The following is a 16,137-nucleotide window of genomic DNA, read 5'->3' on the forward strand; positions in this document are numbered from 1 at the left end:
CAATTTCCTATATTTTAGCATATTTACCAATATGAAAGTACTATATGGACTTTGTTAACATACAAAAACCGCACCCTAATGGATGCGGCATTTTTAAATATTAAAAACTTATATATCTACGTGGATCAACAGCATTTGATTTTGACATATTCCAAAGACCTACATGCAGTTCAAAATGTAGATGCTGTCCATATGAATGTCCAGTATTCCCCATTACTCCTAACTGCTGGCCTTTAGAAACGACTTGTCCTTCGCTGACACTTCTACTTCTCATATGAGCATAGACGGTCTCGTATGTTTGTCCATTTAAATGATGCACAACAAAAACTACATTACCATAACTTGAAGAATTGTAAGATCTGCTTACAACTCCATCAGCTGCAGCAACAATCGGAACAGCTCCTGACGCTGCAATATCAACTCCAGCGTGGAAGGCACCCCAACGACCTCCAAAACCAGATGAAATATATCCAACCGCTGGTCTTGAGAATAATCCAGATGAAACTGGCGGCTTTGACACATTGTTAGAAGCATTATTAGAAGAATTATTATTACTTACTTGACCGCTTGTACCACTATTCTTATTCTTAGCAGCTTCTCGCGCCCTGCGTTCCTCTTCAGCTTTTCTTGCTGCTTCTTCACGTGCTTTACGCTCTGCTTCTGCAATTCTATCTTTTTCTAGCTTAATAGCTTTTTGAAGAGCAACTTCTTGAGCTTTCAGTAATTCCGCTTCTTCTTCTAGAGACATCTTTTCACTTTCAAGATGCTTCTTCTGAGAAGCTAATTCCTTATTTAGTTGAGCTTTTTTAGCATTTTGATTTTTCAAATCTGCTTTTAAATTCTCTAATTCTTTGAGCATTCCATTTAAACTAGCAAGCTCTTTCTCTACTTTTTTCTGATTCTCTTCAAGCTTTGCTTGATCAGCCTTTTGTTCTTCAATTATTTGCTTATCGGCATTCACAAGAGTTGAAACAACAGAAATCCTATCAATAAAGTCACCAAAACTCTCAGCACCTAGGAGCACATCCATAAACTTAACGGATCCACCATTCTGTTGTATATTTCTTGCACGCTCAAGAAGTAAATCATTTCTTTTTTCAATACGAATCTTTAAATCATTTATTTCTTTCTTTAGTCTCTCTATCTCCGCTTTTGTGTCTTCAATTTGCTTTTGCTTTTCAGTAATCTTTTGATCTGTGTCAGCAATCTGACTCTCAAGCTTTTTTATTTCCGCTTCGAGCTGGCTTTGGCGATCACTGATATCGGAAATTTGGTTATCTTTTTTCTCAATGGACTCATTAATATTAGATCTTTTATTTATGACATCTGATTGCTCATTTTGTAAATCCTTTAGAGTAGCAGCAGAAGCACCTTCTACATTCGTTAAAATTCCACCAAACCCTAAAGAAACTGCTAGCGTAATCGAAAGTACCGAACGTCTTTTCAACAATAGTTCCCCTTTCTCCCTCTTGCATTCACTCTCTCTATTAGAGCTGCTATACAATGGTAATAGTTTCACACTTTCAAGAATCGTCTTACGGAAATGAAGCTTCCCCATCCGCCAATAATAATTCCGATTAGAAGCATGAGTAAGCTCACTTGATAAACAAATGGTGAAAAATCTAGTGGCTGAACCAATTGTCGTGGAATTCTCATCGCCATAAAGTCATAGGCATAATGGTAACCTGTAGCAACAATCCCAATTGGGATAATGGAACCTAGTATTCCAAGCCAAATTCCTTCGAATAGGAATGGCCAACGAATAAACCAATTAGTCGCCCCCACTAGTTTCATAATTCCAATTTCACGTCGTCTAGCAAAAATCGTAATTTTTATCGTATTTGAAATTAAAAACATTGCAGTGAACAATAGCCCAATAATAAGGACTAAGCCGACATTTCGACTTGTTTTTAATATTTTGAACAAATTTTCTACTTTCTTTTCACCGTATTCGGCGGAATTCACAAATTCCATTTTACGAATTTGCGCCGCAACGATTGGTGTATCGGCAGGCTTCTTCGTTTTTACGATAAATACATCGTGGAGGGGATTTTCCTGTTCTTCAATAAAGTTCCATTCTTTCCCCATCGTTTGAATTAAATGATTAAGTTCATCTTCCTTCGAAGAAAATTTTACGGATTCCACTAAATCTAGTTTTTCAAGATCTTGTTTTAATTTTGCTTCATCTTCTTTAGATGCTGTCAGCTCAACATGAGTTCTGATTTCCACATCTTTTTCAAGATCAGTAGCAAATTTATTCATATTCATCAAAATGACGAAGAAAACCCCAACTAATAATAACGTAACAGTAACAGCACTTACTGAGGCAAACGTCATCCAGCCATTTCGGCGGAGACTTTTGAAGCTTTCTCTAAGATGCCGCCTGAGGGTTCTAGCTTTCATATCCGTATTCCCCCCGCTGTTCATCGCGGACAATTCTTCCGCTTTCTATTGCAACAACTCTATGTTTAATTGTATTTACAATCTCTTTATTATGAGTTGCCATAATAATCGTTGTGCCCTTCATGTTAATTTCCTTTAATAGACTCATAATCTCCCATGAAGTATCCGGATCTAAGTTACCAGTAGGCTCGTCCGCAATAACAAGTTTTGGATTATTGACAATTGATCTCGCAATTGAGACGCGTTGCTGCTCTCCACCAGAAAGCTCTGTTGGAAGCATACGAACTTTGTGTTTTAATCCAACCATTGATAAAACGTCCATCACTCTTTTTCTAATATCTTTAGGACGCTGTTCTATAACTTCAAGAGCAAAGGCTACATTTTCAAACACCGTAAGTGTAGGAAGCAGTCTAAAGTCCTGGAATACAACACCAATATTTCTACGCAAATATGGGACTTGTCGATTTTTAAGTTTCGTTAAATCAATCCCATTTACGATAATTTTTCCCGATGTAGGCTTTTCTTCCCTATACATCATCTTGATAAAGGTAGATTTTCCCGCACCGCTTGGGCCAACGACATATATAAATTCACCTTGGTTAATGCGGATGTTCAATCCATTAGCGGCAACAATGCCATTAGAATACTTTTTTATTACATCCTGCATTTCAATCATATTATCACCCGGTTCCTAAACCACCTTGTCCAATAGCCATTTCGTCCTAAATATGGAAACTGCCAAAACTAAAAAAAAGATGGTCTATATTTGTTGTTACTTCTGTTTTCTCGCAAAATTTTATGTATGCGAAAAAAGCTGATGCGTTCTGTCGCTTGCTGGCGAAAATTGAACCCAAACCTATTATAACATCTGATATTAATATGTTAAGGGATATTTATATTACAGTTTCATTTCAAATTTGTCGATTTTCTACAAAACTTTACCAGTTTTATAGTTTTATAATACTAGGCATTAAGTTCTATCGCGCTCTATGTATTGATATCCATAGCAATAAACAGAAAAAAAGCAAAACATGACAATTGCTTCATGCTTTGCTTTCACTCATCCTCATTTTCATTAATGACCTCAATCGGAATTTCTGTAAAGGTTTCATTTTCGTAAGTAAATTCTTCGTTACTCGAAGATTCTTCCTCGCTACTGCTGGATGATTCCCCTTCCTCCCCTTTTCCAAACTCTTTTTTCATCCCTTTAAATTCCTTCATATCCTCTTTTAGCTGGTCTGATAGTTCTTTAGGCATAACTTCTCTGCCATATGTTGCACCAATGTTAAGAGCACCGCTTAAATCTTTAATTCCTAATTGTGCAAAGTTATTATTTTGTTCGTACTTATCTAAATAAAATTTATCAATATTAATCTCTTTAATGACCATCGGCTGCTGCCCGTGCTTCTCTTCTTTAGTTTTCGTTTCTTCCTCCTGCAATCTGGAAAGCTGATTTTCGATTGCTTCGATTCGGTTAGTGATTTCTAAGTGTGATTGTTGAATCTGCAGGACATTTTTTTCTAGTTCCTGGAACTGTTTGTCCATATGTTCGACTGCTTTAATAAAGGGAGAAACTTTTTTTATTATGGATCTCTCAATAATTAGAGCTTCTTCACGATGATGACTTTTGGGTTTTTCCTTCCGAACTGTTTTTTTCTCAGGAACTTTTTGAGGAGGTATATCTTTTAATTTTAACAAAGGAGAAATTTCTTCCTCCAACGCCAAGAGCCTTTTTATATGCACTTCAAGTGCATTTAATCTTTTCTGTTTTTTCTCAAGCTCGGCGATTTTTTCTAATATATTTTCATGATTTAGTTTTTGGTTGAATAATCCTTTTATAGGCATTTGCTATCCTCACATTTTTTATTTTTTACTAAAAAGATAGGAGGAACATGTAGGTGTAATTACCTGATTGTTAGCATGTACAGCTCCGACAGATTGGCATGTTCTATGATGACAATCGAACATATGTGAGAAACATCGGGTAGAAGGTTTTAGTTAACCATAGTGGCGACGGAGGAATAATTTCAATTCACCGAGTATAAAGTTGAAGATTCAGATTGGTAGGATACACATTTAGAAAAAAATTAATCAATTGGAACCCTTTCTTCCTGAAAGTATTTTCGCTTGTAAGATAATGTTAAAAGCCCGTTATGAAGCTTAGCTTTTATTTGATTAGAATAGGTAGGCTCTGGCAGTTCAATAATTCTCTGAAATTGCCCTTCATATCTTTCTTGCTGGACAACATGGCCAAAAATGACCGGTGTTGACGTTCCTTTTAATAAAAGCTTATTTCCCGAAACGGAAATATGGATGTTTTCTTTTTCGTAACCAGCTAGCTCGGCTATTACAGTCACTTCCGTGTCCGTCATATAAATATCGATTTTTGGAAAAGTCTTATTCTGATTCTGTTGTGGAGGAACTGTATTTTCAGATTTAGAAGGATCAGGACCCACCGTATCATTCATAAATTGGCCAAAGGAGGATTGATTCATCATACTGCTCCAAAAATCACCCGATTGGTATTTTTGTGCAAGCTCCATCCATTGCTTTAATTGTTCAAAATCCACGGGTTATCCCTCCTTTTTGATTCATAAAATCAAGCATTTTGAATATAGTTCGTTAAGAGGAGGTGGACTCCATTGTCTAGTGCTATTAACATTAATATTTATGTAATTAAAATTAATTCCTTTGAAAATGCATCTGCAGTAAATATAGGACAAAACTTGTTGGCCGATTGGAATAATTATGACAAGAAAACACAAGGATGGGGACAAAATATAGGGGATGATTGTGGGTTTGTCGGCACTAAGAGCGCCGTCGATGATCGGGATCTTATCGATAGTCCAGCTTCATTTCAAAAATTACCGTTACTAAGGTAGTAGGTGAGAAGTGGTGTTTTTTTAGTCCGGTTGTTTTTAATAAAGTGGGCACTTTAGATCGCAGAGCAACATTGAGCCTTGGAGCTAATGACAACTAACAAAGTCAAGGATTTGGTGGAGACTTTAGCTGCGCAATTTGATTACTTGGATTAAAGTAAGTGATGTTTTGTGCAAAGGAAAAAGGATGCGATTGTTTTACCGCATCCTTTTTAACATTATTTCTTCTCAGATAACCAAGTTGCCACTTTTTCAGCGTCATCGCCTTTAATTAAGTTACCTGGCATACCTGGTCTTCCTTCTTGAATTGTTTTCAAAATTTCATCTTTTGAAAGTTGAGAACCGATGTGGGCCAATTCTGGACCATTTCTTCCTTCCAGATTCTCACCATGACACGAAGTACAATTCTTCTGTACAATCGTTTCTGCATCATTTGTTGCAGTGGCGCCACCATTATTATTATTGTTATTTGCATTATTTCCGCCGCCACCACAAGCAGCAAGGCCCAGAGCCAACGAAATTCCCATAAATAATCCAATTACTTTTTTCTTCAAGATTCATACTCCTTTCCATGCCTAGCTAATTTTAGTATACCAACAATATGATTTTTTAAAACAAATTGAACCCTACACAAACAACGCTATTACTGGAAAAAATTACTCAGAATTCATATGTAGTAAGGTTTTGTGGATTTGTTGCTAATGTGTGAATTGTTGTTTGGTCTATAGTTATTGCTTAAATTGCTGGACTTTCTCCAAGTTTTGCAGTGAATGAGTACCATTTACGGCAGATGATTGAATAATTCCGGAGTTGTGCCGTGATTGGAAGCAATACACAGCAGAAGAGTGAATATTTCCGGTATTGTGCGGCGATTGATTGAGTTGCTTGGCAGAAGGATGACTAACTCAAGATTTTTCGGTGAATAAAGTATTGTTTGGCGGTTTTATATCAATTGATCAAGTTATTGAATTGACAAGACTGTTCTATAGAAAAACCTGTATTTAACTTGTATTAATTTCAATTCACCATTCAGAAAGGATTCTCTCATTGATAATTTTTAGTTTCTCTTTCATAGTAAGAAGCTTTTCCGTTCCCCTTTAGGTTAAATTTTTTTAATAATATTCTTCGAATCGTGTCTACAGATTTTACACCATCACACCATTCAAAAATGCTCCTTGTTGTAATTTTTCTATCTGGAAAGAGAAACGCAAATTCATCCACGCTCCGTAAAATCGCTGAAGGCATTTCTTCTATTGTGCCACAACTTTCACATAAAAAAACAAACCCTTTGCTATCCAAATTATATGAATAACAATTAGGACAGATTACTCCTTTGCGTAGTTCTTCATAGCTATAATTCGGTAATTTTGGTGGTGTATTCTTATGAAGAGAAAGGAGTTTCATGGCAAGTCTCATATGGTAATCATTTGTTTTTGATGGAATTTTATTGAGCCTTTCGAAAAAGCGGTTTAATTGGTTTGGAAAAATGATGGGTAGATTTCGTGGGGCGTTATATAAGTGGAGATCAGGATTAACGAAGATGACATAAGATTCAATGGGGATGTTGTTATAGCCTTGGTCCTGTAGTAAGCGACGTAAGAGGGCTTCCGTTCTTTCTAACTGATGTACTGGATTCTGGATAGAGTTGCCATTTATGTAATACCATTTTTCACCTTCTATATAATAATCTCCTTCGTAATTTTTCACTTCAAACAGTAATAGGAGCTTCCGGGAAATTACTAGGGAATCAATTTGAAATTCACTGTTATTACTTTCTAGCTGTAAATCATTAAGGATAAGCCATTCCTTTGAAAGACCATCCACTCTCTCATTAAAAAGCACTTCCCCAGAATAACCTTTTTCAAGTCTGTTAAGTTGCTGTTTGTCCTCACATGATAACAACTTTCTACTACATAACATCCTATAACCTTTGAGCTCATTACCTTCAACTAGCGCTTTGATTATCATTTTCCACATCCTTTAAAAAGTAATTATCCTTATTGTAGCAAGCCCGCTCCAACAAGAAAAGCAGCCGAACTTTACGGCTGCTTCATTACATTATATTCTAGAACGCAAATATGAATTGATAAAAATATCGATATCTCCGTCTGTCACAGCTTGAACATTTCCAACCTCTGTATTCGTACGGTGGTCTTTTACCATAGAATATGGGTGGAAAACGTAAGAGCGAATTTGACTTCCCCAGCCAATTTCCTTTTGGACGCCTCGGATTTCGGCAAGTTGTTTTTCTTTTTGTTCCATTTCAAGCTGATACAATTTGGCTTTTAACATATTCATCGCTTTTTCACGGTTTTTAATTTGTGATCTTTCATTTTGACACGTTACAACTGTACCGGTTGGAATATGTGTAATCCGAACGGCGGAATCGGTTGTATTAACGTGCTGACCGCCGGCTCCACTAGAACGGTACGTATCAATTTTCAAATCCTCAGTGCGAATATCTATTTCAATATCATCCGTAAACTCAGGCATAACTTCGCATGATACGAAGGAAGTATGTCTGCGGCCGGATGAATCGAAAGGAGAAATTCTAACGAGGCGGTGAACCCCTTTTTCTGCCTTCAAATAGCCGTATGCATTATGCCCTTTAATTAATAACGTGACGCTTTTAATTCCCGCTTCGTCCCCAGGCAGATAATCAAGTGTTTCTACTTTAAAACCTTTCTTCTCCGCCCAGCGCGTATACATACGCAAAAGAATGGAGCCCCAATCTTGTGATTCTGTACCACCAGCACCTGGATGAAGCTCAAGAATGGCATTATTTTTATCATAAGGCTCGCTTAGTAAAAGCTGCAGTTCAAAATCGTTTAAACGTGTGATCAACTCTTGCAACTCGGATTCCAGTTCTTTTTCTAAATCTGGATCATTTTCCTCTTTTACGAGCTCGTGAGTCAGTTCGAGATTTTCTTGTGTTTCAAGCAATTCTTTATATTCACCGACGAGATCTTTTAAACTATTCGCCTCGTTGATTACGGTTTGAGCCGCTTGCTGGTCATCCCAAAAGCCCGGTTCCAGCATTCTTTCATCTAGTTCGGCTATTCTTGTCTCTTTTTCATCTAAGTCAAAGAGACCCCCTAAAATCAGCTAGTCGATTAGCTGTTTTTTCAAGTTCCGTTCTTACTTCAAATAATTCCATTTACAACCACCTCAAAAATTCGGATTTCTTGCTGTTCAAAGTATAAGCACAAATGCCTTGCTCATTAACGTTTATGATATACAGAATCTATGCCCGGCGATGTTAACTGCTATTCGACGGGCATATTCCTCTAGTTTTAGGAAGTGACCTAGGCCAATCTTCCATGACAATTCTTATATTTCTTCCCGCTTCCACATGGGCACGGTGCATTACGTCCGATGCTCTCTTCTTTACGGACGGGCTTTCTTTTTACTTCTCCGCCTTCTTCCTTCGGATTCACGGCTTGGCCTTTTGCCACTTCTTCACGTTCCAAATTATTGCGAATCTCCGCTTTCATGACGTATTTTGCAGTATCTTCCTCGATTGCCACGACCATGCTTTCAAACATCGCAAAACCTTCAGCTTGATATTCTCTAAGCGGATCAATTTGACCGTAAGCACGTAAATGAATACCTTGTCTAAGCTGTTCCATTGCATCGATATGATCAATCCACTTAGAATCAACAGAACGGAGTAAAATAACTTTTTCAAACTCGCGCATTTGCTCAGGTGATAAAAATTCTTCTTTTTGATCATAGCGAATTTTTACTTTACCAAAAATAAGGTCAACCATTTCTTCTGGATCTTTTCTTCTCAAATCTTCCGCAGTAATATCGCCTTCAGGAAGCAAATTGGCATTTACATAATCAATGATGCCTTGTAAGTTCCATTGCTCTTCTTCTTCGTGTGAAGGAGTATGTGCAGAAACTGCACGCTCAATGACTGAAACAATCATTTTTTCTACAATATCGCGAAGATTTTCTGATTCCATTACATCATTTCGCTGTTGATAAATGATTTCACGTTGTTGACGTAAAACATCATCGTATTGTAAAAGCTGTTTCCGAGCATCAAAGTTATTACCTTCAACGCGTTTCTGTGCAGATTCGACTGCTTTGGAAACCATTCTGCTTTGAATTGGCTGCGAATCATCCATGCCAAGTCTTTGCATCATGTTTTTCATATTATCCGATCCGAATCTTCTCATTAATTCGTCTTCCATAGACAAATAAAATTGAGTAATACCTGGATCCCCTTGACGTCCAGAACGTCCTCTTAGCTGATTATCAATCCTTCGCGATTCATGACGCTCTGTTCCTATAACCGCTAATCCACCTAATTCTTTTACGCCTTCACCGAGTTTAATATCGGTACCACGACCGGCCATATTAGTTGCAATTGTGACAGCGCCAGCTTGCCCAGCTTCCACAATGATTTCCGCTTCACGACCGTGATTTTTAGCATTTAATACATTATGCTTTACACCCTTCTTTTGTAAAAGAGAAGATATTAACTCTGATGTTTCAATTGCGACAGTACCAACAAGCACAGGTTGACCGTTTCTATGACGTTCTGCAATATCTTCAACGACTGCACGGAATTTACCGTCCATCGATGCATAAATTAAATCAGGGCGGTCGTCCCTCGTAATAGGTTTATTAGTAGGAATCGCAATAACGCGCATATTATAAATGTTCCGGAATTCTTCTTCTTCCGTTTTAGCGGTCCCAGTCATACCAGCAAGTTTTTCATACATCCGGAAATAGTTCTGGAATGTGATTGTCGCCATCGTCATAGACTCATTTTGAATCTCAACGCCTTCTTTTGCTTCAATTGCTTGATGGAGTCCGTCACTAAAACGACGTCCCTTCATAAGGCGCCCTGTAAATTGGTCAACAATAACGATTTCGCCTTCTTGGACGACATAATCTACATCAAGGTGCATACTTGCATGAGCTTTTAAAGCTTGGTTGATATGATGGTTTAACGTTACGTGAGAAATATCGAATAGATTATCGATTTTAAAGGAGCGTTCAGCTTTATTAATTCCTTCCTCTGTCAGCTGAACACCTTTTGTTTTTTCATCATACGTATAATCTTCATCTTTTTTCAGCATGTTGACGAATGAATTAGCTTGAATATACAATTGTGTAGATTTTTGAGCTTGCCCTGAAATAATTAATGGCGTTCTCGCTTCATCAATTAAAATGGAGTCTACTTCGTCAATAACCGCGTAGTGAAGCGGTCTTTGAACCCTTTGCTCTGCATATAGCACCATATTATCACGTAGGTAGTCGAAGCCAAATTCATTGTTCGTACCATATGTGATATCAGCCGCATACGCTTCTTGTTTTTCTTCTTTGGACATGCTGTTTAAATTGAGCCCAACAGTCAGTCCTAAAAATTGATATAACTCTCCCATTTCAGTTGCGTCACGGTTCGCTAAATATTCGTTTACTGTAACGACATGAACACCTTTTCCAGTGATGGCATTTAAATAAACGGGCATTGTGGCAGTAAGGGTTTTACCTTCCCCCGTTTTCATTTCTGCAATATTACCTTCGTGAAGAGCAGCTCCCCCCATTAGCTGAACTGGGTAAGGATAAAGACCCAACACACGACGTGCACCTTCACGGACAACCGCGAACGCCTCTACTAAAAGACTTTCAAGCGATTCCCCTTTTTGATATCTTTCCTTAAATTCTTCTGTTTTTTCGCGTAATTCATCATCCGATTTATTTTCCATTTCTGATTCTAACGCTTGGATACTATCGGCCAATTTTTCTAGACGTTTTAATTCCCGTGTATTTAGATCAAATAATTTATTTAAAAAAGCAACCATATATAGAACGCTCCCTTACGTATAAAATTCGGGCGAAAATAATGATAGGATACGTTTCACAAACCTAGCCTAAAATAACTACTCCTGACTACTAATCTTATCACTATCGGCTTTTCATGACAACAAGCGTACTGTATTTTTGGGTGACTGTCCCTATGGGGACAGTCCCCTTAGGGACAGGTTCAATTTCTCTATAAGAAAATGGCTCCATAGACAAGTGCACCCGCAATGACATATGCAGGATGGATTTTCCATTTTTCCAGTAGTAATAAGCTAGCGATCCCAATAATAATTGTGTGAATATATCCTGAACCTGCTGTTGAAACTGAGTTGACGAAAAAATTGACTGTCATGATGCCTAGAAGGACGGCAATAGCAGGTCTAACGAGCTGTGTCATTTTTTTCACTTGTGTTGAATGTTTATATTTTAATAAAATTCCGAGCATCGCAATCATGAGAATCATCGACGGAGCAACCGTTGCAAATAAGGCAACTACTGAACCAAGGACTCCTGCTTGTTGATAGCCTATATATCCTGCCATCTTTGTCGCAATCGGACCAGGCAGTGCATTTCCGAGTGCCAGCATTTCACTAAATTCATGAACTGTCAGCCAGCCGTACCTATCCACAACTTCATTTTCAATTAAAGGAATAGAGGACGGCCCTCCCCCATATCCAAGAATTCCTGGAATGAAAAAGGCAAGAAAGATATGCCAGTAAATCATAATTGGCCCCCCTCCTTTTGCTTAGCCTTCTTTTTACTGCCTAAAGCTAGGGCGGCAATAAGAAGAACAGCAATCAAAATACCTGGATGGATATGAAGAATTTCTAATGCAACGACGCTAACAAGAATAAGGATTATGCCCCAAAGCCAACCTAATGATTTCTTTGATTTTATAAAAAAGTCCCATGCTAAAACCCCGAGCATCACACCAGCTACAGGCAGAACTGCTTTAGACATGCCAGCCACCCAAGGCTTATCCTTATGCGCCGCTAGTAAAGTTAAAAATAAAATCATCAGAATAACGGTAGGTATGGCGGTCGCGAATAACGCGTTCATCATCCCCCAAAATCCGCCCACTCTCCAGCCGATGTATCCTGCCATCTTTGTATTAATCGGTCCCGGCAATGCATTGGCAAGAGCTAAAACATCTGAAAACTCTTCGTCATTCATCCATTTATAGACGAGGACAACTTCTCTGTGAACGAGGGGAATGGCAGATGGCCCCCCTCCAAATCCGAGAATACCCGATCGAAAAAAAGCTATGAATATATCTTTATGTTTCATTAAGTAAAACCGCCTTTGTCTGAAGCACTACGTGTAATTTTGCAATGAACCCAATAAGGTCTACGGACATTTGTCATATACCCTTTAATGGATAGATTCATCCTATTAATCATTATCAATCCTTTTAAATAAGGTGTGCAGCCTTATTAAAAGGATAAAAATTAACAAGTAGTATTACTCTAAATCAAGTACCACTTTCACTCAGAAAACACCTTTCCCAACTCACCAAGCCGCAATCGATCCATCCGTACGCGACTCAGTTCCTCCTATTAAAACGCCATTTTCATTGTTTCTCCAGATCGCTTGACCGCGGCCGAAGCTTCCTCCATCAACTGCTAATTGGACTTGATGACCTTTTCTCGCCAATGCCTGTGCAATATGGAGTGGGAAATTTGGCTCAAGCAGCACTTTTTTCCCTTCTATCCATTGCCAGCGCGGTGCGTCGAGTGCAGCTTGTGGGTTCAAATGGAAATCAATTGTATTTGAAACGACTTGGAAGTGACCTTGCGGCTGCATATATCCACCCATCACTCCAAAAGGCCCGACCGGCTCGCCGTCTTTTGTTAAAAAGCCCGGAATAATTGTGTTGTAGCATCTCTTACCAGGTTGCAATGCATTCGGATGACTTTCATCCAATGAAAAATCATGTCCGCGGTTTTGTAAGGCAATCCCTGTATCAGGAACGACAATTCCAGAGCCAAAACCCATATAGTTGCTTTGAATGAAAGAAACCATATTGCCATCACCATCGGCCGTTGCCAAGTAGACAGTTCCTCCTTTTGGCAGTTCAATTGCGGTCGGCTCTAAAGCCTCTACTCCAATCTCTTGTCGGCGCTTTTCCGCATATTCCTCAGACAATAAATGTTCGAAACTGATCGGCATATGGGCAGGTTCCGTTATAAACGCTTTGCCATCCATAAATGCCAGCTTCATTGCTTCTATTTGTTTATGGTAGGTTTCTACACTTTCTTTTTCGATAAAATTAAACCCTTTTGCTATATTTAAGGCCATGAGAGTGATTATTCCTTGCCCATTCGGAGGAATTTCCCATACATCATAGCCACGATAATTGACCGAAACAGGCTCTACCCATTCTGCTTGATACGTAGCTAAGTCCTCCATAGAAAGAAACCCACCATGCTTACCCACAAAGGAAGTCATTTTCTCAGCAAGTTCTCCTCTGTAAAAACTCTCCGCGTTCGTATTAGCGATCGACCGTAATGTTGCTGCATGACCAGGTGAACGCCATACTTCGCCAATTTCAGGAGCTCTCCCATTTGGTGCAAACGTATCGAACCATGGCTTAAATTCTTCTTTCGTAGAAAACAAATCCAAAAATCGATTATATGCAAGCTTCCAGTACTTTCCTAGAACTGGTGTCAATGGAAATCCTTCTTCAGCATACTGAATAGCCGATTCCAGTGTTTCATTTAATGATAGTTTTCCAAACTTGTTCGAAAGCTCTGCCCAAGCCGAAGGGACTCCAGGCACCGTAATGGGAATCACTCCATGTGCTGGCATTTTTTCATATCCTAGTGATTTAAGTTTTTCCAAACTTATCGATTTTGGAGAAGGTCCGCTTGCATTTAATCCGTGAAGCTTTCCATTCGTCCATACGAGAGCAAATGCATCTCCGCCGATTCCGTTTGAAGTCGGTTCAACGACCGTAAGTGCTGCTGCCGTGGCAATCGCTGCATCAATCGCATTGCCGCCTTTTTTCAAAATATCCAAACCAGCTTGAGCTGCTAATGGCTGTGATGTCGCCACCATTCCATTTTTCGCAAATACAGTCGTTCGTTGTGATGTATATGGTTGATATAAATGATCTAAATTCATGCTTTAAATGCCTTCTTTCTTTTTTATCGACACAAAGTTAATTTTACTATGTAAAGATACAATAGAAAAGGAAATAAGGATAAAAGCAAACGCTTTTATCCTTATTTTTAAAATATTCACTTTTACCAAACAGCGATACTGCCGTCAGCCCTTGGTTCCGTTCCACCAGACAAAATTCCGGTTTCTTGATCCCTACATATTATTTGGCCTCTGCCAAACATTCCTGAATCGACAGCCCGTTGAACGATATGTCCTTTTCGGACTAATGCTTTTGCGATATGATCTGGGAATTGCGGCTCAACTTCGATGATTTTTTCCTTAATCCATCTCCATCTTGGCGCATCCAATGCGGCTTGCGGATTCAACACGAAATCAACCAAGTTCATGACAACCTGAACATGGGCCTGCGGCTGAATCATTCCACACATAATGCCAAAAGGTCCGACCGGCTCATTTCCCTTCGTAATGAAACCAGGAATAATCGTATGGAATGTTTTCTTTCCGCCTTCTAATGCATTATGATGATTTGGATCCAGCGAAAATCCGCTGCCCCTATTTTGTAAACAAATCCCCGTACCAGGAACAACTACACCAGATCCGAAATCTCCCGCATGACTTTGTATAAACGAAACCATATTCCCTTCGCCGTCAGCAGTTGCCAGATAAACTGTACCCCCTGGGACCGGTTCTCCCGCTTCAGGAAGGATTGCTTGATCATTTATAAGAGCACGCCTTACCGCAGCATATTGTTCAGAAAGCAATTCTTTTTCCGTCACTATCATGCTTTTCGGGTCGGTAATATATTTTAATCCATCCATATACGCCAATTTTACCGCTTCAATTTGCTTATGGTATGCATCGATGGAATCCTTTGCAACGAAATCAAAATCTTTCAAAATCTGCAAAGCCATTAAAGCGACTATCCCTTGTCCATTCGGAGGAATTTCCCATATGTCGTAGCCTCTATAATTGACACTGATTGGCTGCACCCATTCAGGTTCATACTCTGAAAGATCTTCCTTCGTTAAAAATCCATTGTGCTTCGCTACACATTGAGCAATCTTTTCCGCAAGTTCGCCGCGGTAAAAAGCCTCGCCATCCGTTTCAGCAATCGCCTCTAATGTACGAGCGTGATCTGGGGACTTCCAAATCTCCCCGATTTCAGGAGCCCTTCCATTCGGTGCATACACATTAAACCATTCCTGAAATTCCTCACCTTTATATTGCTCAGTATACTCATGAAAACGAATATCCCAAAACTTCCCGATTTCCGACGATACAGGAAAACCGTCGCGGGCATACTCGATGGCAGGCTTAAGAACTTCTTTTAAAGGAAGTTTCCCAAAGCGTTTCGACAGCGCCACCCACGAAGCAGGCGTCCCTGGAACAGTAATTGGCAAGACTCCAATCCCAGGCATATGGTCATGTCCAAGCTCTTTTACCTTATCAATTGAGATGCTTTTTGGAGCAGGTCCACTTGCATTTAGTCCATGCAATTCTCCCTTCGTCCAAACAAGCACAAAGGAATCTCCGCCAATACTTGTAGAATTCGGTTCTACGACTGTTAAACAAGCTGCCGTTGCAATCGCAGCATCAATCGCATTTCCCCCTTGCTGCATCACTCTCAAACCCGCTTGAGCCGCTAGCGGTTGGGTCGTGGCCACCATCCCCTTCTGACCATGAACCGTCATTCTTTGTGAAGAGTAAGGATAATACTGATGATCTGTTTTCATATAAAATTCTCCCTAGTAAAATTTTTTCTATTTTTATACCCTAGTTTAATATAATTGTGCTGGCCCCCCTTTTTCGCCCTTATTTGTAAGCCCTTACGATTAATATTAATTTAATAGTTTCATTATTTCCACAAAATTTTTTATACATAAAAGCACGCGGCCTTTAAAACCGCGTGCTA

At 39.1% G+C, this 16,137-nt stretch carries 14 protein-coding genes; 1 reads left to right on the forward strand and 13 read right to left on the reverse strand.

The features are described from left to right. Positions 1-100: 100 nt before the first annotated feature. The 5 genes from KHA97_RS10320 to KHA97_RS10340 form a co-directional block, all read right to left on the reverse strand. Positions 101-1,447, reverse strand: coding sequence for a murein hydrolase activator EnvC family protein (locus KHA97_RS10320; RefSeq protein ID WP_233713440.1), 1,347 nt, complete (start codon positions 1,445-1,447; stop codon positions 101-103). Between the two features lie 68 nt (positions 1,448-1,515). Further along, the gene (ftsX, locus tag KHA97_RS10325; protein WP_213124667.1) at positions 1,516-2,403 is read right to left on the reverse strand and encodes a permease-like cell division protein FtsX; all 888 of its coding nucleotides are present in this window, start codon (positions 2,401-2,403) and stop codon (positions 1,516-1,518) included. Next, positions 2,393-3,079, reverse strand: coding sequence for a cell division ATP-binding protein FtsE (ftsE, locus tag KHA97_RS10330; RefSeq protein WP_213124668.1), 687 nt, complete (start codon positions 3,077-3,079; stop codon positions 2,393-2,395). The genes ftsX and ftsE overlap by 11 nt, the downstream gene beginning before the upstream one ends. A 380-nt stretch (positions 3,080-3,459) precedes the next feature. Beyond that, positions 3,460-4,248, reverse strand: a complete 789-nt coding sequence (locus KHA97_RS10335) for a hypothetical protein (RefSeq protein WP_213124669.1) — start codon at positions 4,246-4,248, stop codon at positions 3,460-3,462. Between the two features lie 242 nt (positions 4,249-4,490). Continuing rightward, complete coding sequence (locus KHA97_RS10340; RefSeq protein ID WP_213124670.1) at positions 4,491-4,973, reverse strand: Hsp20/alpha crystallin family protein; 483 nt, start codon at positions 4,971-4,973, stop codon at positions 4,491-4,493. Positions 4,974-5,045: 72 nt separating this feature from the next. Here KHA97_RS10340 and KHA97_RS10345 point away from each other — a divergent pair, with 72 nt between their 5' ends. After that, positions 5,046-5,285 carry a hypothetical protein gene (locus KHA97_RS10345; protein ID WP_213124671.1) on the forward strand — a complete coding sequence of 80 codons (240 nt, stop codon included), beginning with the start codon at positions 5,046-5,048 and terminating at the stop codon, positions 5,283-5,285. 215 nt (positions 5,286-5,500) lie between these two features. On the opposite strand, the gene cccB is transcribed toward KHA97_RS10345, so the two are convergent. From cccB to ggt (KHA97_RS10385), 8 genes are all read right to left on the reverse strand, one after another. After that, entirely contained in the window at positions 5,501-5,836 is a 336-nt protein-coding gene (cccB, locus tag KHA97_RS10350; RefSeq protein ID WP_213124672.1) for a cytochrome c551, read from the reverse strand. Between the two features lie 490 nt (positions 5,837-6,326). Then, the gene (locus KHA97_RS10355) at positions 6,327-7,250 is read right to left on the reverse strand and encodes a nuclease-related domain-containing protein (RefSeq protein WP_213124673.1); all 924 of its coding nucleotides are present in this window, start codon (positions 7,248-7,250) and stop codon (positions 6,327-6,329) included. Positions 7,251-7,340: 90 nt separating this feature from the next. Beyond that, positions 7,341-8,439 (reverse strand): peptide chain release factor 2 gene (gene prfB / locus KHA97_RS10360; protein ID WP_213124674.1). Its coding sequence is split into 2 segments (ribosomal slippage): positions 7,341-8,366 and positions 8,368-8,439, totalling 1,098 coding nucleotides; the frame shifts between segments, so codons are not numbered across the junction. A gap of 148 nt (positions 8,440-8,587) precedes the next feature. After that, the gene (secA, locus tag KHA97_RS10365; protein ID WP_213124675.1) at positions 8,588-11,101 is read right to left on the reverse strand and encodes a preprotein translocase subunit SecA; all 2,514 of its coding nucleotides are present in this window, start codon (positions 11,099-11,101) and stop codon (positions 8,588-8,590) included. A 191-nt stretch (positions 11,102-11,292) separates the two neighbouring features. Next, a complete protein-coding gene (locus tag KHA97_RS10370; protein ID WP_213124676.1) occupies positions 11,293-11,826 on the reverse strand; it encodes a chromate transporter in 534 nt (177 codons plus the stop codon). Then, positions 11,823-12,389: a chromate transporter gene (locus KHA97_RS10375; protein WP_213124677.1), complete on the reverse strand. Its 567-nt coding sequence runs from the start codon at positions 12,387-12,389 to the stop codon at positions 11,823-11,825. Before KHA97_RS10375 ends, KHA97_RS10370 begins: the two co-directional genes overlap by 4 nt. 222 nt (positions 12,390-12,611) lie before the next feature. Further along, on the reverse strand, positions 12,612-14,225 hold the full coding sequence (ggt, locus tag KHA97_RS10380) for a gamma-glutamyltransferase (protein ID WP_213124678.1): 1,614 nt from the start codon (positions 14,223-14,225) through the stop codon (positions 12,612-12,614). 122 nt (positions 14,226-14,347) lie between these two features. Further along, positions 14,348-15,958: a gamma-glutamyltransferase gene (ggt, locus tag KHA97_RS10385; RefSeq protein WP_213124679.1), complete on the reverse strand. Its 1,611-nt coding sequence runs from the start codon at positions 15,956-15,958 to the stop codon at positions 14,348-14,350. Positions 15,959-16,137 lie beyond the last annotated feature (179 nt).

This window comes from Lederbergia citri, from assembly GCF_018343625.1.
GTDB lineage: Bacteria > Bacillota > Bacilli > Bacillales > Bacillaceae_C > Lederbergia > Lederbergia citri.